Origin of the sequence: uncultured Campylobacter sp. (assembly GCF_947255105.1) — a bacterium.
Taxonomy (GTDB): Bacteria; Campylobacterota; Campylobacteria; order Campylobacterales; family Campylobacteraceae; genus Campylobacter_B.
Genome location: NZ_CAMYFP010000002.1, coordinates 88,273 through 111,792 on the forward strand (window position 1 = coordinate 88,273; position 23,520 = coordinate 111,792).

Annotated in this window: 23 protein-coding genes and 1 tRNA gene; 5 read left to right on the top strand and 19 right to left on the bottom strand. The window is 29.3% G+C overall.

Annotation, left to right across the window (positions count from 1 at the left end):
- From Q0X52_RS02075 to pbpC, 6 genes are all read right to left on the bottom strand, one after another.
- Complete coding sequence (locus tag Q0X52_RS02075; RefSeq protein WP_297574197.1) at positions 1 to 369, bottom strand: DMT family protein; 369 nt, start codon at positions 367 to 369, stop codon at positions 1 to 3.
- A complete protein-coding gene (locus Q0X52_RS02080; protein ID WP_297574200.1) occupies positions 366 to 1,181 on the bottom strand; it encodes a DNA methyltransferase in 816 nt (271 codons plus the stop codon). The genes Q0X52_RS02075 and Q0X52_RS02080 overlap by 4 nt, the downstream gene beginning before the upstream one ends.
- Positions 1,174 to 1,995 (bottom strand): type II restriction endonuclease, encoded by an 822-nt coding sequence (locus Q0X52_RS02085; protein ID WP_297574202.1) that lies wholly within the window; start codon positions 1,993 to 1,995, stop codon positions 1,174 to 1,176. Before Q0X52_RS02085 ends, Q0X52_RS02080 begins: the two co-directional genes overlap by 8 nt.
- Positions 1,996 to 1,997: 2 nt before the next feature.
- Positions 1,998 to 4,613, bottom strand: a complete 2,616-nt coding sequence (locus Q0X52_RS02090) for a valine--tRNA ligase (RefSeq protein WP_297574204.1) — start codon at positions 4,611 to 4,613, stop codon at positions 1,998 to 2,000.
- 61 nt (positions 4,614 to 4,674) lie between these two features.
- The gene (locus Q0X52_RS02095; protein WP_297574207.1) at positions 4,675 to 9,771 is read right to left on the bottom strand and encodes an alpha-2-macroglobulin family protein; all 5,097 of its coding nucleotides are present in this window, start codon (positions 9,769 to 9,771) and stop codon (positions 4,675 to 4,677) included.
- A complete protein-coding gene (gene pbpC / locus Q0X52_RS02100) occupies positions 9,772 to 11,922 on the bottom strand; it encodes a penicillin-binding protein 1C (protein WP_297574210.1) in 2,151 nt (716 codons plus the stop codon).
- Positions 11,923 to 12,039: 117 nt separating this feature from the next.
- Here pbpC and Q0X52_RS02105 point away from each other — a divergent pair, with 117 nt between their 5' ends.
- A complete protein-coding gene (locus Q0X52_RS02105) occupies positions 12,040 to 14,067 on the top strand; it encodes an ATP-dependent helicase (RefSeq protein WP_297574213.1) in 2,028 nt (675 codons plus the stop codon).
- A 117-nt stretch (positions 14,068 to 14,184) separates the two neighbouring features.
- Positions 14,185 to 14,259 (top strand) — tRNA-Glu (locus tag Q0X52_RS02110).
- A 189-nt stretch (positions 14,260 to 14,448) separates the two neighbouring features.
- Here the strand turns inward: Q0X52_RS02110 and Q0X52_RS02115 are convergent.
- From Q0X52_RS02115 to Q0X52_RS02165, 11 genes are all read right to left on the bottom strand, one after another.
- Complete coding sequence (locus Q0X52_RS02115; RefSeq protein ID WP_297574216.1) at positions 14,449 to 14,895, bottom strand: hypothetical protein; 447 nt, start codon at positions 14,893 to 14,895, stop codon at positions 14,449 to 14,451.
- A gap of 134 nt (positions 14,896 to 15,029) precedes the next feature.
- The gene (locus Q0X52_RS02120) at positions 15,030 to 15,305 is read right to left on the bottom strand and encodes a hypothetical protein (RefSeq protein WP_297574220.1); all 276 of its coding nucleotides are present in this window, start codon (positions 15,303 to 15,305) and stop codon (positions 15,030 to 15,032) included.
- A gap of 199 nt (positions 15,306 to 15,504) precedes the next feature.
- Positions 15,505 to 15,711: a hypothetical protein gene (locus tag Q0X52_RS02125; RefSeq protein WP_297574222.1), complete on the bottom strand. Its 207-nt coding sequence runs from the start codon at positions 15,709 to 15,711 to the stop codon at positions 15,505 to 15,507.
- Positions 15,712 to 15,714: 3 nt separating this feature from the next.
- On the bottom strand, positions 15,715 to 16,092 hold the full coding sequence (locus Q0X52_RS02130; RefSeq protein ID WP_297574225.1) for a hypothetical protein: 378 nt from the start codon (positions 16,090 to 16,092) through the stop codon (positions 15,715 to 15,717).
- A 10-nt stretch (positions 16,093 to 16,102) separates the two neighbouring features.
- The gene (locus Q0X52_RS02135) at positions 16,103 to 16,255 is read right to left on the bottom strand and encodes a hypothetical protein (protein ID WP_297574235.1); all 153 of its coding nucleotides are present in this window, start codon (positions 16,253 to 16,255) and stop codon (positions 16,103 to 16,105) included.
- Positions 16,256 to 16,295: 40 nt separating this feature from the next.
- Positions 16,296 to 16,976, bottom strand: a complete 681-nt coding sequence (locus Q0X52_RS02140) for a hypothetical protein (RefSeq protein ID WP_297574238.1) — start codon at positions 16,974 to 16,976, stop codon at positions 16,296 to 16,298.
- 121 nt (positions 16,977 to 17,097) lie between these two features.
- Positions 17,098 to 17,478: a hypothetical protein gene (locus Q0X52_RS02145; RefSeq protein ID WP_297574240.1), complete on the bottom strand. Its 381-nt coding sequence runs from the start codon at positions 17,476 to 17,478 to the stop codon at positions 17,098 to 17,100.
- Between the two features lie 9 nt (positions 17,479 to 17,487).
- Entirely contained in the window at positions 17,488 to 17,787 is a 300-nt protein-coding gene (locus tag Q0X52_RS02150) for a hypothetical protein (protein WP_297574242.1), read from the bottom strand.
- Between the two features lies 1 nt (position 17,788).
- Entirely contained in the window at positions 17,789 to 18,154 is a 366-nt protein-coding gene (locus tag Q0X52_RS02155) for a hypothetical protein (RefSeq protein WP_154571424.1), read from the bottom strand.
- Between the two features lie 10 nt (positions 18,155 to 18,164).
- Positions 18,165 to 18,353 (bottom strand): hypothetical protein, encoded by a 189-nt coding sequence (locus tag Q0X52_RS02160; RefSeq protein ID WP_297574249.1) that lies wholly within the window; start codon positions 18,351 to 18,353, stop codon positions 18,165 to 18,167.
- Positions 18,354 to 18,393: 40 nt separating this feature from the next.
- Positions 18,394 to 19,011: a hypothetical protein gene (locus tag Q0X52_RS02165; RefSeq protein ID WP_297574252.1), complete on the bottom strand. Its 618-nt coding sequence runs from the start codon at positions 19,009 to 19,011 to the stop codon at positions 18,394 to 18,396.
- A 341-nt stretch (positions 19,012 to 19,352) separates the two neighbouring features.
- Here Q0X52_RS02165 and Q0X52_RS02170 point away from each other — a divergent pair, with 341 nt between their 5' ends.
- Positions 19,353 to 19,751, top strand: coding sequence for a hypothetical protein (locus tag Q0X52_RS02170; RefSeq protein ID WP_297574255.1), 399 nt, complete (start codon positions 19,353 to 19,355; stop codon positions 19,749 to 19,751).
- Positions 19,752 to 19,763: 12 nt separating this feature from the next.
- The gene (locus Q0X52_RS02175) at positions 19,764 to 20,048 is read left to right on the top strand and encodes a hypothetical protein (RefSeq protein ID WP_297574257.1); all 285 of its coding nucleotides are present in this window, start codon (positions 19,764 to 19,766) and stop codon (positions 20,046 to 20,048) included.
- Between the two features lie 142 nt (positions 20,049 to 20,190).
- Here Q0X52_RS02175 and Q0X52_RS02180 read toward each other — a convergent pair whose 3' ends face one another.
- Complete coding sequence (locus tag Q0X52_RS02180; protein WP_297574261.1) at positions 20,191 to 21,531, bottom strand: HAMP domain-containing sensor histidine kinase; 1,341 nt, start codon at positions 21,529 to 21,531, stop codon at positions 20,191 to 20,193.
- Entirely contained in the window at positions 21,525 to 22,190 is a 666-nt protein-coding gene (locus tag Q0X52_RS02185) for a response regulator transcription factor (protein ID WP_297574268.1), read from the bottom strand. Before Q0X52_RS02185 ends, Q0X52_RS02180 begins: the two co-directional genes overlap by 7 nt.
- A gap of 256 nt (positions 22,191 to 22,446) precedes the next feature.
- Between Q0X52_RS02185 and pstS the strand changes: the two genes are divergently transcribed.
- Entirely contained in the window at positions 22,447 to 23,472 is a 1,026-nt protein-coding gene (gene pstS / locus Q0X52_RS02190; RefSeq protein ID WP_297574271.1) for a phosphate ABC transporter substrate-binding protein PstS, read from the top strand.
- Positions 23,473 to 23,520 lie beyond the last annotated feature (48 nt).

Below are 23,520 nucleotides of genomic sequence, written 5' to 3' on the forward strand. Positions count from 1 at the left end.
TTATTTTTTAAATATAAAATAGACTGCCAATATAAGAAAAATAAAACCTATTATGTGATTGATTCTTAAAGTTTCATTTCTAAAAACTAGCAGCGTAAATGCCGTAAATACAACTAGCGTAATAACTTCTTGCAAGACTTTTAGTTGCCATATATTAAACGCACCGCCATTTTCCACAAAGCCATATCTGTTTGCAGGAATTTGAAAACAATACTCAAAAAATGCAACTCCCCAACTAAGTAAAATTATCCAAATAAGACTAAGTGAGCTAAAAGTTGGTAATTTACTAAGTTTTAAATGCCCATACCACGCAATTGTCATAAATATATTTGATAAAATTAGCAAAATTATCGTGTAGTATGGCTTCATTTTAGTTCTTTAAAAATTTTAAAGTCATCAATTTTATTAAAAATTTTATCTCTGTTTTCATCAAGCTCTTTTTTTCTAGCTAAACTAATATCAATAAATTCTTTTTCTTTTTCAATTCCTATAAAATTTCGACCTAGTAAATTTGCAGCAATTCCAGTTGTAGAGCTTCCACTAAATGGATCACAGATAGTTGAGTTTTCATAACTTGCCATTAAAATAAGCCTAACTAAAAGCCTTAAAGGTTTTTGAGTTGGGTGTTTACCACAACTTTTTTCCCAAGGTGCAATGGCAGGAAAAGCCCAAACATCTTTCATCTGTTTATTGTCGTTTATCTTTTTCATAAGCTCATAGTTAAAAATGTGTTTGTGTTTTTCACTTTTTCTAGCCCAGATAATCTGCTCTGTTGAGTGAGTGAGATAACGACAACTGAAATTTGGTGGTGGATTTGTCTTTTGCCAAGTGATGATATTTAAAATTTTATAATCAAGCTTTTGTAATACCCTACCAATCGAAAAAATATTATGATAAGTCCCGCTAATCATAATCGAGCCGTTATCATTTAACGCATTTTTTGCTAAATCAAGCCATTTCAAATTAAACTCATCAATCTCATCAATACCGAAACTTTTATCCCAAACGCCTTTATTTACGCTTACGATTTTTCCGCTTTGTATGCTAAGCCCATCGTTTGATAAAAAATACGGCGGATCTGCAAAAATAAGGTCAAATTTACTTTTAAATTTCGGCAAAATTTCAAAAGTATCACCATTATAAAGTGTAAATTTTTTATCATTGCTTATAAATTTAGCCATTTTTTACCTTGTCAATAAAGTCTTTTAAGTTGAATAAGTTGTAAATTTCAACACTTTTATAGGCTTCTTCAAGTTTGTTTTTGGCGCTTAACCAACCTTGTCCGTCTGTTATCCAAATAAATTTATATTTATTATTTAAAGAAATTTTTGCATTTAGTTCGTTGTAGCCTCTTGCAACTTCGTTTAGTTTTGAACCGCCTGAGTTATAGAAATTTGTCTCAATTAAATATGCAAAATTTTTAGATTTTATAACAAAATCAAATCTTTTTAGATCCTTTCCCAAATCCAAATCTACAAAATTAGTGCTTTGTACCTGTTTTTCATAATTAATTTTTTCTTTATCTAGTTTTTTGGCAATTAAATTTTCAAAATTTGTTCCGCCTCTATTTTTCCTAGCATTTGTATCTAAGCCTACCTCTATACCAAAAACATAATCATTTAAATTTTTAATTTCTGAGTTTTTGAAAATTTCTTCAAGCCCTGTTTGTTTGAAAAAATCATAAATTTGTTTTGGGTTTTCAAAATAGGCTTTTAAATCTACTAAACTTCCACATTCATCAAGTAGTTTTGTATTTTTATCTCGCACAGCAATCAACAAATTTAACACAGAAAAACACTCTTTATTTATGTTAAATAAAAACTGAATTTCTGACTTTAAATCCTGCTTATTTAGCAAATAATTTAATTGGTTTAAATGAATAGAGATCTTTTTTATGTTTGTAGAGCATTTTTTAAAATTTACAAAATAATCAAGTGTCGCATTTGTTTTTTGTAGAGTTTTTAAAAAATCATAAAATGAAATTTTGTTTTTCATTTTCAAACTTCCAAACTTCTTATCTCATTTTCAACTTTACTGAGTTGATCTTTTGCATTTTCTAGTCCTTCGCGGTTGGTTTGCACAACCTCAGCTGGGGCATTAGCGATAAATTTTTCATTTTTAAGCATTCCATCAAGCTTTAAAATCTCTTTTTCAAGCTTTGTTTTTTGTGCGTTAAGGCGTTTCAAAATTTCACTTAAATCAACTCCGCTTAAAGGTACAAAAACGCTTAAATTTTGACTTACATCAGCTACTGCGTCAGTTACTTTTTCATTTACAAATTTAACATCTTCGCATTTTGCAAGAAGTTTTATAAATTTGAGTTCATTTTCTAAATTTATACTTTCATTTAGTTTGATATAAGCAAGTGGAATTTTTGAATTTCCTAAATCAATCGTAGCTTTTGCACGACGGATTGCTATAATACTTTCTATAATAAGGCTAAATTTTGCTTCGATGTCATCATTTTGCTTAGTAGATTTTGGATATGGCATTATCATAATTGAGTCTGAGTTTTGTAAATTTGTTCCGCTTAACTCATGCCACAAATACTCACTCAAAAAAGGCATAAAAGGATTTAAAAGTTTCATAGCCTCTTTAAAAATTGCACCAAGTTCTTTAACTGCACTTTTTTGGGCCTTGCTTAGCTCAATTCCCCAGTCGCAAAACTCATCCCATAGGAATTTATAAATTTCATTTGCAGCATCGTTAAATCGGTATTCATCAAGGTTTTTTCTAGTTTCACTCACGCAGTTTTGAAAACGAGAAAACATATAAGTTCCAAGCTCTGTTTTAAGCTCTAACTCGCTTAAATTTGGAAATTTATTTTCATTTAAAAGCAGGAATTTATGAGCGTTGTAGAGCTTGTTTGTAAAATTTCTAACTTGAACTAACTTTTCCTCACTTAGCCTAATATCGCGCCCTTGAATGCATAAAAGTGCTAAAGTAAAGCGCAAAATATCGGCACTATACTCATCAATTTTAACGAGTGGATCAATGACATTACCGCTACTTTTGCTCATTTTTTCGCCTGTTGCAGTTTTAACAAGAGCGTGAAGATAGATATCCTTAAATGGTAGTTTTTTTAGTGCATTTTCGCTTTGAAACATCATCCTTGCAACCCAAAAAAACAAAATATCAAAGCCAGTTATTAACATTGTATTTGGGTAAAACTCTCTTAGGTCATTTTCAAACCATTTTTCGTTTTTATAGTTTTCATCATTGCCCCAACCAAGTGTTGAAAATGGCCAAAGTCCGCTACTAAACCAAGTATCAAGGACATCATGATCTTGATAGAAATTTTTGCTTTTACATTTTGGACAACATGATGGATTTTCATCTTCATCCGCCCATTCATGACCACACTCATTGCAGTAAAATACAGGAATTTGATGCCCCCACCAAAGCTGTCTTGAGATACACCAATCCTTTAATTCTCTCATCCATGCGTTAAAACTATTTATCCAATGAGCTGGGAAAAACTGAGCTTCGCCATCATTTACAGCTTTTATGGCATCAGTTGCAATCTCTTTTTTTACAAACCACTGCTTTGAGATATATGGTTCAACGATATTTTTGCAGCGATAACAATATCCAACTTGATTGGTATAGTCTTCTGTTTTTTCAATATTGCCGATTTCTTGAAGTTTTGCTACAACTTTTTCTCTTGCGTCTAGTCTTTCAAGTCCTTTAAACTCACCACATTCATCGTTTAGTATACCTTTTTCATCAAAAATTGTAATAAACTCAAGGTTGTGGCGGTTGCCAACTTCATAGTCGTTTTGATCGTGCGCTGGAGTTACCTTTACCACGCCAGTTCCAAAACTCATATCAACATGCTCATCGGCAATTATTTGAATTTCGCGACCAATTAGTGGTAAAACTACTTTTTTGCCAATTAGGCTAGTATATCTTTCATCGTTTGGATTTACCATAACAGCTGTGTCACCAAAGTAAGTTTCAGGGCGAGTTGTGGCAACTACTACAAACTCATCACTATCTTTTAAAAAATATCTTAAATAATAGAGCTTTCCAACATGCTCTTTGTGTTCAACTTCTACGTCACTTAGTGCTCCGTCGTGCGTGCACCAATTTACCATATAATTTCCGCGGATTATAAGACCTGAGTTATAAAGACTTACAAATGCCTTTCTAACAGCACTTTTAAGCCCATCGTCCATTGTAAAACGAAGTCTTGACCAAGCAGGGGTAATGCCTAGTTTTCTCATCTGTTTTAGGATAGTGCCGCCACTTTCTTCTTTCCATTTCCAAATTTCATCAACGAATTTTTCACGCCCAAGACTCTCTTTTGTGATACCTTTTGCTAAAAGTTTTTTTTCAACAACATTTTGAGTTGCTATTCCTGCGTGATCCATACCTGGTTGATAGAGTGTTTTAAAGCCGTCCATTCTTTTGTAACGAGTCATAATATCTTGCAAGGTAAAAGTTAAAGAATGTCCGATATGAAGCACTCCTGTGACATTTGGTGGTGGCATCATAATACAGAATTTTTTTCCATTTTGGATATTTTTATTGCCATCAACTTCAAAATAGCCTCTGTTTTCACAAATTTGATAATATTTTTCTTCAATATCTTTTGGGTTGTAAAAATCCACTTTAAACTTCCTTTTCTTATAAAAATAGCTTAATATTAGCTAAATTTGGCTTAAAATTCATTTATTTAACCTTGATTTCATAAGCTTCAAGGCTATAATCATTTATCTTTTCATCATACATTGACTCAGCGTTTGCTTGTGGAAGTTTGCAAGTTCCACTTAAAACAACTTTAAAAGGAGTATAAAATGTTATGCTTTCACCGCTATAAACAGGTGGTAAAAAGTCTGTTACAGAGCCATCTTTTATCTCTTTGTGAACCATTAAGATATCATCTTTAAGTCTTTTATCTCTTATGTTTTGGATAATTCTTTCATTGACTATCTCAAGGCAAGATGGGACTTTTTGATAGACTAAGATGTCATTAAAGTTTTGATTGAACTTAAGTGTAATTTTGGCAAATATCAAATCATTTATTTTTAAATTTGCTAAATCAACTAAGTTTCCACTACTATCTACAAATTCCCTCTTTATGTTTAAACTCTTCATCTCTAAACTATTTTTAATAGGCTTTGGTTTGTAGTCATAGCTAATTAGCGAATAATAGGCTTTATTGCTTGACTCGATAGTTAAATTTCTATCTTTTAAGTCTATGTTTAAATTTGCATTTTGGCTAAACATATAGAGATCATCGCCATTTTTTACCTTTATTTTTAAGCTTTTGTCTTTGACTTGTTCTTTTTCAAACTCGTTTATTGCTAAAAGAACAAAAGCTCTATCTTGGGTTGATTTAATGCTGTTTTTCAATAAAACTATCTCATTTAAAAGTTTTTGACTTAGCTCATCATCTTTCAAATATCTTAAATTTAGATAGAGCGAAAAGCTTAAATCTCTAATTTTTGAGGCGAAATTTAGCTCTTTATTTTGCATTTTATCTATCTCAAAAGCCTTTATCTGCTCTTTTATGCTTTCTAACTCTTTGTTTAGTCCAGCATTTTTCAAAATAGCAGCTGTTAAGAAAAGCTTAAGCAAGTCATCTTTATAAAATTTATTGTCTAAAAGTAGATTTATCTTTTCATCTAAGTTGTTTTTTGAATTTTGGCTTAAAATATACAAGGCGTAAATACTAGTTAAACTTGAGTTTATGCCCTTTTGTTTTAGGGATTTTAGAGCTTTGTTAAGTGAAATTTGCGGCACTTCAAAGCCATTTTCTTTTAGAAGTAAAAGCGCGTGAGTTGCATAGGTACTAGAAAACTCATCTACATTTGAGTTGGCCCTCCAATATCCAAAGTCGCCATTTTCATTTTGTAAAGCCAAAAGATCTCTTATGCCCAAATTTATGAAATTTTCTCTGTCTGTTTTGCCTGCTTTGTTTGCTGGGTTTAAAAACATAAGTGCTAGAAGTTGTGAGCTTTTTTGTTCGCTGCAGCCATACGGATAGTTTATGAGTTTATCCATCTCATCTATAAAAAGTGTTTGCAAATTTGATGAAATTTGAACTTTTACTTTATCTAATTTATCAAGCATAAACTCTTTTTTACCTTTAAGTATGCCGCTTTTTATCTCGGTATTTAATGAGCTTGGCTCTAAAATTTCAAAATTTAAATTTGTAGTTTTATCATCTATTGTGATATTTATATCTCCTTTTCCTAGGCTTAAAGCCTTTGTTTTTACAATAAGATCTTTAAAACTATTTTGTGCAATGCTTAAATTTTTATCATAAGAAAGCTCTAAATTTAGGCTTTTTGATAGAGTAATTTTTGGTTTTAACTCTTTGTCTGTGTTGTTAAAAATTTTAAAGACTAAATTTACTTCATCGCCATTTAAAAGATAGGCAATGAGTGGGACTTTAACTAAAATATCATCTTTTATCACTACAAAAGTGCTCTCTTCGCCGATTTGATTTTCATCAATGGCAATGGCGTCAAGGCGGATCTTTGTGTTGAGATTGGCTGGGATAAATTTGCTAAATTTAGCGGTGCCATTTTCATCAGCAATTGCTGTTTGCATAAAGATAAAAGTATCGATTTTTTTATTTTCCAATGGATCTAGATATTTTTTCATAGCAGCACTTTTTAACATCTCGCCACTTCCAAATTTAAGCACTTTTCCATCATTTATAAAGTTTGTAAGCTTGTCATAAATGTCAAAATCACTTCCTAAAACTGCTAATTTTGTCTTAAAAAACTCATAGCTTTTTGGACTTTTTTGATTAAGTAGATTTAAAATTCCCTCTTCAACTCCAAATAGGGCGATTTTGGTATTTGGTTTGGTGCGAACTTCAACTTCTAAATTTTGAGCAGATTTTACTAAATTTGGAGCTAAAATTTGTGGTCTGAGATTAAATTCGGAGCTGTTGTTTTCTATGTAAATTTGTTCCCATGCTTTAAATGGCAAGAAAGTTGAAGGAGTATCACTAAGTCTTAAAAGTTTGGCCTTTATATATCCACCTTTGAAATTTAGCGGCACTTTAAAGCTTAAATTTGTCGCTTTGCCAGATAGTTTTACTATCTTATAATCGATTAATTTATCACTCTCAAAGCTTACTAACATTAAAGGATCTTTTAGGGCTGAGCTAATAGTTACGGATATATTTTCATCATCATTATAGATGAGTTTATCGGTTTTTATTGAGGCTTTGCTAAGTCTTTTTGTAGGTACTAGCTCGTCACTTCCAAAGCCACTTACTTCAAAACTTACCACGCTTTTATGAGAGCTGTTTAGATCCAAAACTTCAAGTTTATAGTTTCCAAAACCGGGATTTTTTATAGTTAAAAAATTATCTTTTATATCAAAATCTTTAAGTTTGCTATCTTTTTTAAACCATGATAAAAAGCCCTTTTCATTGAGTGTGTAAATCCACTCCTCTTTGTATAGGCTAGCTTTTAAAGAGCTTTTTGTCTCATTTAGAGTTACAGGGTCGATAGTTATAAAACTAGCTTTTAGATCTTGGTTTTGATCTAGGATATTTTTCTCTAAATTTATGCCAACAATGCTTTTAAATGGATAAAGCTTACTTTGCGAATATCCAGCTACATTTTTGCCACTGTCATTTAGTAAAAAACTTGCTTTGATGTTTATAACTGAGTTTAGCGGGGCGTTAAAAGTTGGTAGGATGAGAATTTTAGAACTTGCATTTTCATCTAATAATATAGTTTTTTCATCAAAATATAAATCTTTTTCATTTAAAGAGTTGTCATCAAAAGTATAATCTTTGAATTTATCATTTTTAAAGGTGCTATTTAAAAAAGATACGCTTAAATCGCCGCTTAAATTTGAGGCATTTTGACCAAAGAGATAATTTGCACTCAAATTCAAAAGTGGTTTTTCATCTTTTGTATAAAATTCTTTGCTAAATTTCACATTTACTTTTAAATTTTGTGGGATAAAAGACTCGATAAAAAAATCTTTTCTTGCTAAGATTTTATTTTCAAAGATAACTTCAAGCCTTTGTTTTCCACTTGTTTTAAAGCCTTTTTCTATTTTAAAATCTAGGCTTCCAAACTCATCTAATATAAAAGATTTTTCATAGATTTTAGAGTTTTGTGCGTCATAAACCCTAACTTTTATCGGCAAATTTTTAAGAGATTTAAAGTTTTCTTTAAGGACGATGATGCCTGAAATTTCGCTATTAGGTCTTATAATATCACTTGTTAAATAGACATAAGCTTTTGGTTTTTGAGTAGACTTTAGATTTTGAAACAAAACATCTGCACCCTTTGAAGTGCTTTCTACTGGTTCTTGAGTAGTATTTGTATTTTGAAACTCATCTAATATAAGGAAATTTCTCTCATTATTTAAATTTGCCAAAATAGACTTTGGTTTTTTATCAATTATGTTTTTTTGACTAAACTTAAAGACACCTTTTTCATCGGTTATTCCTTTGGCAATGATTTTATTTTTATTTGAAAAAATGGTGATTTTGGCGTTTTTTACCACTTCATTGTTTGAAAGCCTGTTTACAAAAACAAAAATTTCATCTTTAAAAATCTTTGTATGAAGTGCTAAATCACTATAGTAGATAAATTTATTTATACTTTTTAATCTCTCATCTTTGTCTTTATAGAAAATCTCAAGATTATAAATTCCATCTTTGTCAAAATCAAACTCCAAAAGAGTTTTTATCTCTTTGTTTGGCTCAAAATCAAGATGGAAATTTTGACTTTTTTCATCGCTAAAAGTAGTTTTGCCATCATCGAAATTTAAAAAATATCTTAAATTTTCATCACTTATTTTTGTTAAAACAGTTTTTATCTCTTTTAAATTTATACTTTTTAGGGCGATTTTTCCCTTGCTTGAGATATATGGTTTGTCATCTAAAAACCAAATTTCAGGGGCAAAATCAGCTGTTTTTAGCCTAAATTTCAGATCTTTTTTTAAAACTTTATAGTTTTTCTCGCCAAAACCTTTTTTAAGAGTTATCTCATACTCGCTATTGTCCTTTAAATCGCTACTTACGATATCAAAATAACTTTTGGAGTTTTCATATCCACTATTTATGACTTTGAAATTTTGCGTATCATCGCAACTTACCAAAACGCTATTTAACCATAGATAATCATCCATATAGAGCCTAAAACCAAGCATTTTATCTGGATATGAGAGTGGCTTGATAAGAGTGGTATCAAGTTCTAAAGTTTTAGAGCTTTTAAGTTCATCATCACTTTGGCTAAAACTATTTAAAATAGCGTCATTTTCTAAGGAACTATTTTTAGGATTTTTTACATTTTTAGAGATTTTTAAGGTGTAAGAATTGCTACTTAAAACTTCTATTATTGCCTCAGATGAGCTTAAAATATGCAGTTTAAAAGGCACTATTTTTTCATCTAGAGTTATAGCTTTTATATTTTCTTTTAAATTTGTAACTTCATCATTAAAAGAGATAAAATATCTATTTTTATCCATTTGTTGAAATTTTTCTATTTGAAATTTATCGCTTTTAAAACTAATTTTTTCGTCATTGTATGAGCAGTTAAAAGTAGTCGATGTTGGCAGTATTGTTTTTGAGTAAAAGGTTATAAGCTCATTACTTTCTTGATGAAAAATACCATCAATTTTAGGCTCACAAGTTATAAAATCATCCCTAAAAACTTTACCAATTTTGGAGTTATCAAACGTTTTACTATAAAACTCAACTCTATCTTTATAAACTTTTATCTCATCTATGGCATTAGCAAAAATAAAATTTAAAACCAGTAAAAAAACAGCTACAAATCTCATCTAAAATCCTTTTATCTCTATATTTGAAGTGGATAAATTTGAGTTTTCATCTAGGCAATAAATGGTATGCTTGCCACTTTTAAGCTCAACGAAATTATCACTTGCACTATCAACTTTTTTATAATCCTCATCATCAACTTTTATAAAAACACTTTTACCTAAAAAGCTCATACATTTTACACTAATTTTGCTTATATCTCCCATAATCACGGCATTGTTATAAGGAGTGGCTATGAGCGGGGGTTTGTTTGTAAAAAGCTCTTTGCAAGGACTATTTAAGATCTCTTTTTCATCTATTATTTTGTTGATTAAAAGGTGATTTAACTGCTCATTTGTAAGGAGTTGGCAGATGTCTTTAAGAGCAACATTTTCTATCAAAAAGTCATCTTTATAGTTTTTGCACTCTTGAAATTTAAACTCATCAACACATCTTTTTTCTTTTATTATCCCGCTTGGCTCTTTTAAAAACTCCAGCTTTTCTCTTTTGTTTAGGAAGCTATAAATTTCAAATAAAAGTTTAGCCGAACTTTGTGTGGCACTCATATTTTTGGTTGGCAAGCCACTAAAGTTTCCAAGCCAAATTCCAATGGTATAATTTTTATCATAGCCAACTACTAAAAGATCAACACCGTTTGCACTAGTGCCAGTTTTAAAGGATATTTTTGGCATATCCAAAGTATTTTGCCAAACCGAATTTAAATAGCTTCTTGGTGAATTGCTTAAAATCTCACTTACTAAATAAGCGCTCTGTTTTGAGAAAAGCTTTTCATTTTTATCTATCAAAAAACCAGCAAATTTAAGTGGTTTTAGTTCACCGCCATTTGCAAAAGAGGTGTAGAGATGAGCTAGGTCTAAAAGACTTAAAGATAGCCCTCCAAGTGCGATTGATGAGCCATAAAAGTTTTTGTTATTTTTAACTAAATTTGCCTTTAAAAGTAGCTCATAAAGTGAGTTTTTTTCTAGCTTATCATTTAAAAAAACAGATATTGTGTTTATAGAAAAATTAAGTGCCAAATCAGCAGGAACAACACCTAAGTAATCTTCATAGAAATTTGTAGGCCTGTACTCATTTATATAAATTTCACTATCAATTAAACGCTGTTTTGGGGTGATCAGTCCGCTATCAAAAGACAGAGCATAGATAAAGGGTTTAAGTGTTGAGCCGACATTTCTTTTGGCTAAAACACCGTCATTAAAGCCGTTTTGAGCCTTTAGGTCATGACTTCCTACATAAGCAACTACCTCCATCAAAATATTGTCAATAACAACAATAGAAGCGTTGTTTATATTGTGATTTTGTAAATTTAAAATTAGATTTTTAGCACTTTGTTCTATATAATTTTGCAAATTTAAATCCAAATTTGAGTTTTTCAAGTTGTTTTTAAAAGCTAAATTACAATAGTGAAAGGCGCTATTTTTTGCGCTAAATCTTTTGGGCGAAAAACTCTCTTTTAAAGCTCTTTTGTAGGAGTTTTCATCTATAATTTTATCTTTTAAAAGATTTTTTAAAACTCTATTTTTAATGGTTGTTAGGTTTTTGTTTTTATCTAGGCGATTTTGGTTTGGGTTTTTAGGGATTGTTGTTAAAAGTGCTATTTGAGAGATGCTTAACTCATCTAAGTTTTTATTAAAATAAAAATAACTTGCCGCTTTTATGCCTGTGATGTTTCCACCGTATGGGGCTAGATTAAAATAGAGTGTTAAAATTTCATCTTTTGTGTAGTTTAGCTCGATCTGCAGGGCTCTAAAAATTTCTATCAATTTATTTTTATAGCTTCTTTTTTTTGGCTCTATCATCCTTGCAATTTGCATTGTTATGGTTGAAGCGCCGATTTTGTTTGGGCTTGTTAGGTTGTGAGAAAATGCTCTTATGATAGAAAATGGATTTACACCAAAATGATAGTAGAAGTATCTATCTTCAAAGCTTATGATACTTTTTTTTAAAATAGGTGGAATTTCATCTGTTTTATAAAACCAAAGACCATCATCATTTACCCTTTGTGAGACTATTTTGCCATTTTTATCATATAAAATGTAAGACTCTTTTAAAAAGAGCTCTGTTTTATCAAGTGGAAATGCCAAATTTAAGATAAAAAATAAAAAAGATAAAAAAAATACGATGAGAAGTAGGGCAACGATAAATTTTTTCATGGCAAAATTGTAGCAAAATTTATCTCTTTTATAAGTTTCAAATCCACCATAAATTTAGAAAATTAATCTCTCATCAAGCAGAGTTTGATATGATAACTACTTTTCAAAGGAGAAAAATTGCCACTAACAAAACTAAACAAAGAACAGCTAACAGCGGCTACTGCGCCACTTGGTAAAAATTTGGTTATAGCAAGTGCAGGGACTGGCAAAACTTCAACTATAGTAGCAAGGATCGCTCATCTTCTAAATAGCGGAGTTGAGGCTCGGAAAATTTTGCTGCTTACCTTTACAAACAAAGCTTCTGCACAGATGATAGCTAGGCTGGAGCGCTACTTTGACAAAGATATTACAAGTGCAATTATGGCTGGAACTTTTCACTCAGTTAGTTTCAAGCTATTAAAAAAGTTAAATAAAAATATCGCTTTAAAGCCGCCGCGTGAGCTTAAAATACTTTTAAAATCGCTCCTAGAAAGGCGCAAGTTTTATCATCTTGGTGATCAAAGACCATATGGAGGTGCTTATCTTTACGATATCTATTCGCTTTTTCAAAACAAGGAGTTAGATAAAAATTTTTATGAGTGGTTTTGTCAAAATTATGATGAACAGGCACTCTATGCTGAAATTTACAGTGATGTTATTGATGAGTTTGAAAGAGAGAAAGAGCGCTTTGGATATGTGGATTTTAACGATCTTTTGATACGGATGAAAAGAGAGCTAAAAAAGGGCGCACCTATCTACTTTGATGAGATTTTGGTTGATGAATATCAAGATACCAACACATTGCAAGGGGCACTTATCGACGCTTTTACTACAAATAGTCTTTTTTGTGTTGGGGATTTTGATCAAAGTATTTATGCTTTTAATGGTGCAAACATCGATATTATCGGCAGTTTCAAGGATAGATACAAAGATGCTAGAGTCTATAACCTAAACATCAACTACCGCTCAACGCCGTCCATTTTAAAACTTGCAAATAGAGTCATCGCAAACAATCCACGCCTCTATCCAAAAGAGCTAGTTGTCCATAGAGATGGCAACTTTTCAGCACCAAAACTCTTGGTTTTTGATGAACTTTTTTCACAATACAAAAATATCGCAAAGAGTATCGAGGCTTCAAAATATAAAAAAGAGGATATCGCAGTCATCTTTAGAAACAACTCAAGTGCCGATGGAATGGAGGCTAGCCTTAGAGAGCTTGGAATTGCAAGCAAAAGAAGAGGCGGAGTTAGCTTTTTTGATAGTGTGGAGATCAAGGCGGTAATTGATATCATCTCCATTCTTATCAATCCAAAGGATATAATGGGCTTTATCTCGACCATCTCATATGCCGCAGGTGTTGGAAATGCTGCTGCAAAAGAGCTTTATGAGGCACTTTTAACACTTGGCGATGGAAGTATCATAAAAGGACTTTTGAGTCCAAACAGAGAGGCTAGGATCTTTGAGCAAAAACAGCGCAACTATCAACTTGGGCTTTTTGATGAGATAGATCTACTTGAAAGTGCCGATAGATTTGATGGGCTAGAGAGTGGGTTTAGCAACAATCCCGTGCTTTCATATCAAAAACTAACAAAAGATGGCGCTAAATTTCTAAACTCACTCTATCTTTTGGCTAAAAATGTCAAAAAAAATAGTTCCTCCAACTCAACTATTGAGCAAATCCTAAACTCCCAACTATATCAGCTAATCTCCCTTGATATCGCTAGAAAAAGAGCCACTAGAAAAAACGGCACCATAGATAGTGAGCTTCAAAAAGAGGCGCTCATTCGCATAAACAATAAGTCAAAAATTCTTTTTGAGATAGCCAAAAAGCACTCAGAGCTTTATGATTTTTATAACTTTTTAACCATCTCAAGAGCTGAGTTAGAAGAGGGCAGTGGGGTAAATTTGCTAAGTGTTCATGCAAGTAAAGGGCTAGAGTTTAGGCAAGTTTTCATAGTAGATCTTGCACAAAATCGCTTCCCAAACATCAAGCTTATGGGAATGGGCGGAAGTTTGGAAGAGGAGAGAAGACTTTTTTATGTTGCAGTTACTAGGGCGATGGATGAGCTTGTTATGAGCTATGCAAAAAATGACAAAATTAGAAAGATAGAGTATAAGCCAAGCATCTTTTTGCAAGAGGCTGGCTTTATAAAGGAGGGTTTTTAGCAAATTTAGCCAAAACAGATATAAAACAGCTTTTTTGTGGCTAAATTTATAAAAGTATTTAAATTTCAGCTAAATTTTATAATTTTCTAGCTAAAATTACAACTTATATTTTCAATTGGCCCCTTCGTCTAGCGGTTAGGACGTCGGCCTCTCACGCCGGCAACACGAGTTCGATTCTCGTAGGGGTCACCATCCGAATTTTTCCTTGTTTATCAAAAACACCAGATATAACTCCATCCACTATTGAAAACACTTTACCAATAATAGTTGCTTTTGCCGCACCTTTAGCAGTTTCTGTAACAGTTTTCATTCCTTCACAAACCACCATTAAAAGCCATATAGCCACTAAAACTTGATAATGCAATATCTTTAATAGTAATATTATTCATATTTTATTCCTTTTTCTTTTAATTTATATATAAAATTATCTATGTCATTTTTGTTATAGAAGCTTTGATGAAAAGTTAAATTTATAAGGTTTTTCGTTGATAAAATAAACATAACTTCATTATTTAATAAATTATTATACTTTATAAGTGCTTTTATATTTTCCAACTTTATATTAACTTTAAATATAAAATAATCTAAAGTTAAACTATTTTTGTATAGGATTATCTTTCTTAAAAAATAAGATAAATAATAGACATAAAATAATAGTAAAAAAAATAAAATTCCAATTATTTTTGCATAGCTTTTGTTACTTTCAAAAAGCAGAATATAACAAAAACAAGTTGCAAACAACACCGAAATAAACATTTTAGAGCCACCTAAAATATTTTTCTTTTTAAGCACAAACTCAGTAACTTTTATATTTGTGTTATTTTCCATTTCATTCAACCTTTACGCCACAAATTTATAACTTTTAAAATTATAAACATTTTTAGTTATATTTTGGTTACTTATTTTTAATATTTTTAAATTTTGTATAAATTTGTATCTTTTAACACTATTAGAGCTATCTTTTAAGATAACACTATTTGTTGGTTTAGTAAATTTAAAGACATGGATTTGATGCCGTGTTCTTTACCTATCCAACTTGTTTTAAATGCTACACCATCTTTGTTGTGGTCAAAATATACTCCATCACTTAAATTTAGAGTTGAGATTTTACCATCGTTATTAAGGTCAAGGGTAAGGGGGTCGTAGAGTTCAGCATCAGCTGTTGGACTAAAGAAGTTTTTCCAATAATTAATTATGTCGTTTAATAAATCTTTAAAAAATATTTCAATCGTTTGCATATAAGGGTTTAATATTAAAGTTTGTGTAAAACCAGCTGGTATATTGCAATAACCATATTAACATCAGGCTTAAAAGTATTAGCAAAAGGTTCAATTATTCCTGAATCACATAGCATATCCATTGCCCAAATAGTACATTGTGAGCCCCTTAATAAATTATATCCATTTGGATTTTGAGACGATTTATTGATATTATTTATTAAATCGTCATATTGTTTTTGGGAAATATCCATCTCATAAGAATATTGATAATTGTGCGATTCATCATCAAAAACTTTATCATTACCCCAAACTCCAGTTTTTCTAGCCCAAAGCCTCTTTTTATCTCTACTTCATTTTTGTCTGTGACTCCTAAAAATGTATGTGGAATTCCAACCACATCAAAATATATTGTAACTTTTGGCATAGCCTATCTCTTTGTATTATCAATTGTAATTTTTAAAAAAGGTTTTTCTTTAAACTCAATCTTGCAACTTTTTATTTCATTGTTTTTTTTACATATAGTTTTTGGATTTTGTTTATAAACATTTACTTTTACATTTATGTTTTCTAATTTTTTAACATTATCAATATTTTTTAAAAACAATTCAGTGTCATTTTCTCTACTTAACCCATAAATATTTATATCGCATCTATTAAAAAAACATGCCCAAGAGTGTGTTATATTTTTATCTAAATTTTTTAACATTAAGGCAATAGCATTTTTATTACTAGCACTTAAGCACTCCCTGCCTTCACAACCATATAAAAACAAAGAAAAAAGTATCAATATAATATTTTTTTTCATTACCAAATCCTTAAAACAAATTCAATTTTATATTTTTAAAAATATAATTTATAGTAACTTTTTCTCCTACATAGTGTTCTTTATAGCTATTAGCAGATAGTGCAGCTTGTTTTTTAACTTTGCCTAGTGACATATCCATTGGTTTTTTAGATAGAAAATCCATTATTTATCCTTTGTTTTAAATTTTAGTTTTATTGATTTAGTTAATTTTTTTGTTTTAGTTCTTTTTTAAAATATCTATATTCACTTATTAAATTTAGTGGTATTGATAACCAAACTGATAATGGTAAATATACAACAAAGCCAAGTGCAAAAAATACATAAAATATATGAAAAGGATTATCTTCTGTCATATTATCAGAGTAATTAGCATTATGCATTAAATCATATTTATAATATATAAACATACTAATTGCTGGGAAAATTACAAAATAAAACGCCTTATATAGTATTTTTTCATTCAGTAATTTATAAAATTTTTTGATTTGATATATAGAAACAATATAAATCAAAATAAAGATAAAATATAAAATATATACAAATTGCAAATTGTTTTCGTTTGCATCTAAAAAAACTATGTATAGTGGAAAAATATTAAAAATGTATGGTAAAAAAAGCCGTTTTTTATTGTAAAAATTTGTAAAATAAAATATTTTACAAAATATAATCAAAGATAAAAGCAAGACATATATTTTGTAAAAAATAGGTTCAGCTAAAGCCCCTACCGGAATTGCAAGAATTTGTACTACACCATAACTAAAATAATCAAATTTTAGCCAACTAAAATATAAAGCCAAAATCATACCAATCACAAATATAACAGCCTGAACTTTAACTAAAAATATTCTCTTATTAATTAAATTTATCTGATTTTTATTTATCATTTTTATTCTTTCACGCCACAAATTCACAACTTCTAAAATTATAAATCTTTTTAGTTATTATTTGGTTAAGTTTTATTATCTTTTTTAAATTTATATCTTTTAACGCTATTAGAGCTATCTTTTAAGATAACATTATTTGTTGGTTTAGTAAATTTAAAGATATGGATTTGATACCATCATCTTTTCCTATCCAACTTGTTTTAAAAGCTACACCATCTTTGTTGTGATCAAAATATACTCCATTGCTTAAATTTAGAGTTGAGATTTTACCATCATTATTAAGGTCAAGGGTTAGGGGGTCGTAAAGTTCAGCATCGGCTGTTGGGTTAAAGAAGTTTTTAATATTATTTATAAAATCTAACAATAAAAATAAATCCACTTGAATATAAGGGTTATATATGACTGTCTGAAAAAAGCCATACAATATTCCATAGAAGCCATTTTTATTGGCATTATAGTTTGGTTTCACTACTTGATCTATTATGTCAGCACTATTTAGCATATCCATTGCCTAAACAGTGCATTGAGAGCCTCTAGGCAAATCATAGTATGGCTTCTCTTCTATGCTTTTCTCTATAGATTTTTGTAATTTATCTAGTTGTTTATCACTTATTTCTATTTCATAAGCATTTTGATAATCATGTAATTTATTTTCATCATAATCATACTCGTCTTTGACGCTTCCCTTGCCATACAAACCTCTTTTATCCGGAGAAAATCCCCAATATCTAGTATTTCCACTATTGTCTGTGACTCCTAAAAATGTATGGGGCACTCCCCAAGTATCTGTATAAATTGTAACCTTTGCCATATTACTTTCCTTTTGTTGTATCTAATTTTAAAACAAGCACAGGGCTTCCTTTTGGTTTTAAATTTTTGTCTATATGATTTATATTTTTATATACATTAATTTCTTTCTTTACATTTTTTAATTTTGATGCTTTAGTGAGATTATTTAATAAAATTTCTATATCATTATCGGTAGCACCATATATATTTGATATACTAACATGTTTATCAATAGTGCCACAACTCCAAGTTCCACCTAAATGTTCAAAATTCCGTAGCTTTTCAAAAATAATTTCATTAGCTTTTTTATTGTACTCATTTCTACACTCTCTGCCTTCACATCCATATAAAAACAAAGAGAAAAGTATCAATATAATATTTTTTTTCATTACCAAATCCTTAAAACAAATTCAATTTTATACTTTTAAAAACGTAATTAATAGCAAATTTTTCTACCACATAGGTATTTCCATTTATGGTAACTCTTTCGCCTACATAATGTTCTTTGTAACTATTAGCAGATAGTGCAGCTTGTTCCTTAACTTTGCCTAGTGACATATCCATTGGTTTTTTAGATAGAAAATCCATTATTTATCCTTTGTTTTAAATTTTAGTTTTATTGATTTAGTTAATTTTTTTGTTTTAGTTCTTTTTTAAAATATCTATATTCACTTATTAAATTTAGTGGTATTGATAATAAAAATACAAAAAATGTAAATATTGAAAAAATTATCAATAAAGGCATTAGACCCATAACAAAGTTATGCGGAAATTTAACTTCATCTAGTAATCTTAGTCCATATAGCACAAACATGCAAAATGAAGTAACATTTATATATATAAATGTTTTAAACAGATGTTGCTCTTGCAGTTTATTTAAAAAAATATAAATAAAATATAATGATAAACAAAAACATAAAATGCAAATAATAAAAAATATAAAACTAGGACTTATGCTATCATCTATTGAATACATTTCATATGTAGATGTTATGTTTAAAAATACAATAAAAAGATATCTATTGAAAATTTGATAATTTTCAAAATAAAATGCCTTACAAAATAAAATCAATGCAAAAAATAAAAAATATATCTTGAAAAATTGAAATTTTATTACCAAATCATCACCAAAATAATATGCACCAAATATAACAGCAACAATACACAAGAAATATATCATAACCTGTATTTTAACTAAAAAAATTCTTTTGTTATTTAGCGATATTTGAGATTTTTCATTTAGCATCTTTTTCCTTTACGCTACAAATTTATAACTTTTAAAATTATAAATCTTTTTAGTTATTATTTGGTTAAGCTTTATTATCTTTTTTATAGTATCAGCTTTTAAGTATATCAGCTACTAATGAAGTAGTGTTATCATCTCTTTTAAAACGAGATATAAGAGTAGCTTTGTTGTCATTTGGAATACTGGAGTTATTTGACTGATTGTTTAAAGTACTATTTAAATTTAGGTTATTATTTGAGATATTGGAATTTATATGGTTGTTGTGATTTTTAATATTTGCTATTATTATAGTTGTGGTTATAGCACTAGTTTTAATTTTTTAGTATTAAAGGGAAATCACTATGAAAAAGTTAGTTTTGTTTTTGGCGTTTTTAACTTTTGGCTTTAGTTATGATGTTTGCGAAGAAAAGACTATGAGAGATGTAGTCAATACTATAAATAGGCAAACGCCAATGGGCATAGATATGCTCACTACACTTTTAAATTTGACTTGCATCAATAATACTTTTTACTATAGATATACTATTCATGATGCTAACGGTATAAAATTTAGTGAACTGAACAACTATGAAAAAGGAGAATTAAATAAATCAATGTATGAGCAGATTGTAAATAGCTATTGCTCTACTCCAGAAACATTAAAAATGTTTAATACTTTGGACAAAGTTGTTTTTAATTATTATTTAGAAAATGGAACTTTTTTTATGAAAATCGAAATAGAAAAAAGTGATTGTTATTAAAGTGAAGTTGTTGTGAAAAAATTGGTTTTGCTTATGTTTATGACTAGCTTTAGTTTTGGTTGTTATAAGCCATGGGTACCGAATTGTGTTGATAATTATGGTGGCTTTAACTCAAATAGTAATTTTGATATTTGTAAAAGTGAGGTTGAAAACTATTTGGAAGATGTGCAAAGATATGTAAAGTGTATTACAGATGAAGCAGAAGATGATATAAAGAAAGCCATAGAAGAGCAAAATGAAGTCATAAAAAATTTAACTGCAAAGCAAGTGGCGATAGTTATTGTTATTAACCTTTAAGCCTTTTTTCTCTATCTCTAAAATAAGGCATTAAATTGATAGTATTTTTTGATTATGTGGAAAAGAAGCACTACATATTTGATGGCTCAGGACTTTTCCACTAAATTTAAAGCTAGATTTGTATCCTCTGTTATAAAAAAATTTAAAACTCAAAACCAAAATTTGAGCCTTTATTAAATTCACTTTTAATTATAAAATTAAAATTATGTATTTTTAAAATTTGCTTTACTATGTAAAGTCCCAATCCAAAAGAGTTATCCCAGTTATTTTTACTTACTCTAAAATATCTTTTTGTTATTAAATTTAAGTTTTCTTCTTCTATTCCTATTCCTCTATCTTTTACAAAAAAAGAGTGTTCATTTATCTGTAAAATAACTTCATCATTTGAATATTTCAAAGCATTTTCACTTAGATTTAATATAACTTGTTTTATTAAAATTTTATCAGCTTTTATTAAAGTATCGTTGCCGCTTATTAAAATATTTCTATCTTTATACTTTTCTAAAAGCTCGTTTTTAACATCTTTTACAATTTCTTTTAAGTTAAACTCATTGATATTTAAAGTAATTTCTTTTTGGGTGAAGGAGAGTTTTATCTTATCAACTAAATTTACTATTTTTTGTGAGTTTTTTATGATTTTTTCTATAAATTTATTTTTAAACTCTTCACTCATTAAGGAATCATTTTTTAAAGTATCAGATGAAGCTTTTATAATGGCAACCGGGTTTTTAAACTCATGCGAAATAGCACTTAATATCCCTTCAAGCTGAGTATTTTTAAGACGAATTTTAGCAGCTTTTTGATTTAATTTTTTATCAAGTTTTATTATATCAATTTTAACTTGATTGAGTTTTTTATATATTAAGTCAATCTCTTTTATAAATGAATTTGAAATATTAAAGGAGTAATCTTTTTTAGAAATTTTATCTAAAAAGAAATTTATCTTTACTATCTCTTTTCCTATAATTTTGCTAAAAGTTCTATTTATTAAATATGTTAAAATTAAAAAAATAATGAAAATTAAAAATAGTTTTAAAAAAAGATTTTTTAAATTTATATAGCTATTTTCTAGGTTTGTAGCAACAACTATTACATATGATTTATTTGATATTTTAACGCTACTTGCTTCATATATTATTGGTTGTTTATTTATATAGTCAAAATCGGTTTTATTTATCACGTTTTTAAGTCCTAAAAAAATATCAAGCTTTATTATTTCATTGTTGCTTAGTGTAAATTTACCTAAATCTTCATCAAAAACTGCAATATAGGTATCTGTTTTTAGTGCCAGACCTTTTATAAAATCGTCTGATAAATTTCCTGGAGTTATGCTTAAAATTTCTTTTATAGTATTAAGTTTATTTACTGCTTTTTCATAGTTTCTTTCTTTATCAGCCTTATAGGTAAAAAAAGAAAAGCTAAAAAACATAATCAAAAAAATAGTTATGAAATTTATAAAAAAAATTTGATAGATTTTTAACAAAGCATATATCCTTCACCTCTAATTGATTTTATATATTTTTTTTCTTTTGTTGGATCAATTTTTTCACGAAGTCTTTTTATAGCAATATTTACTGTTTTTTCGCTTGAGTTTTCATCATTCCAAATCGCACTTAAAAGATAGTCTCTTGTGAGTAAAATATTTTTATTTTTTATAAACTCAACAAGTAAATTTGTCTCTAATTTAGTTAGCTCAACATTTGTGTTGCCAATTAAAACTTCAGCATTTGTTAAATTTATAAAAATATCTTTAAATTTATAAATATCTGCTTTTTTATTTGTTCTTTTTAGAACGGCTTTGATTCTTGCAAGTAGATTATCCATTTCAAAAGGCTTTGTTATATAGTCATCGCCTCCTGCTTCAAAACCCTCAAGCTGCTCATTCATAGAAGTTTTAGCACTTAAAAAAATTACTGAATTATTGTATCCTTTAAGTCTTAAATTCTTAATAAACTCACTTCCCTCGATGCCTGGTAAGTTTCTATCTACTATTAACAAATCAACATTTTCTTCATTTAAAAGTTGCTCAATTTTAGAAGTGTTTAAAAAACCAAGTACTTCATAGCCTGCTTTTGTAAGATTATACTCAAGAAGATCTAGCATATCCTCTTCATCATCAATTACTACAATTAAACTTTCCAAAACAAAACCTTTTTAAATGTAGCTAGTCAAGGTTGAGCGATACTTTGCATCCAAGAGCCAATTAGCGAGACATTCATACCAATCCAGTAAATTTTAAAATTTTTAAATTTAAAAGAAGCCAAATGCTTAAGATTATTCATAGACAAATTATAGCTAAATTTCATCAAATTAAGCTAAAAGCGATATTTAATTAAAGTTTCCAAAAAGTTATAAAGTTTTTTTACAATTGCTTCAAATTTTAGAAAAAGGATAAAAAATGGTAAAAAAATTAGCTATTTTAGCAGTCGCTTCGGCATTTGTTTTTTCAAATTTGAGTGCAAATGACAAAATTTCAGGTCAAGGTGCAACTTTTCCAATGCCCGTTTATAAAGAGTGGGCAAAACTATACTACAAAGATACAAAAAATCAAGTAACTTATAGTGGTGGTGGAAGTGGAAAAGGAGTAAGTGCTATAACTGATAGAAATGGAAATTTTGGTGGAACTGACGCAGCTTTAACAAAAGAAGAATTAAAAGAGAAAAAACTTTTACAATTCCCAGGAGTTACAGGAAGTGTTGTGTTAGCTTATAACATAAATGGTATAAAAGATCATGAATTAAAGCTTGATGGCAAAGCAGTTGCAGGAATATTTAGCGGAAAAATCACAAAATGGGATGATGCATACCTAAAAGAGCTTAATCCAAATTTAAAACTTCCTGCTGCAGACATAGTCCCAGTTGTAAGAAGTGAATCAAGTGGAACGACATTTAACTTTACGAGCTATTTAGCAAGAGCAGATGAAGAGTGGGCTAAAAATTACGGTGCTGCAAAAACAATTAATTGGGGTGCAAAAGTAACTCCAGCTCAAGGAAATCCACTTGTAGCAAAAACAATAAAACAAACTTCAAACTCAATTGGATATATTGAATACGCTTATAAAGTTCAAGAAAACTTAGCTGCAGCAACTCTAAAAACAAAAAATGGTGACTGGGCCCAGCCAACAAAAGAAAACTTTGATCGTGCTGCATTAAATTCAAATTTCAGCATTGATGAGCATTTTTATGATGTTTTAGCATATAGTGCTGGTGAGAAATCATATCCGATAGTTGCAGCAACATTTATCGTTTTACCAAGTGATAATGCCAAAGATGGTAAAAAAGTAACTAAATTTTTTAAATGGGCATTTACAAGCCAAAAAGCTAAAAAAGCAGCTACTGATTTAGGATATTTACCACTTCCTGATGATACCGTTAAGATGATTGAAGAGTATTGGAAAAAATACAACATTCAACCAAATAACTAAATTTAAAAACTCTCTGTGAATTCTCGCAGAGAGCTATAAGCTCACAAA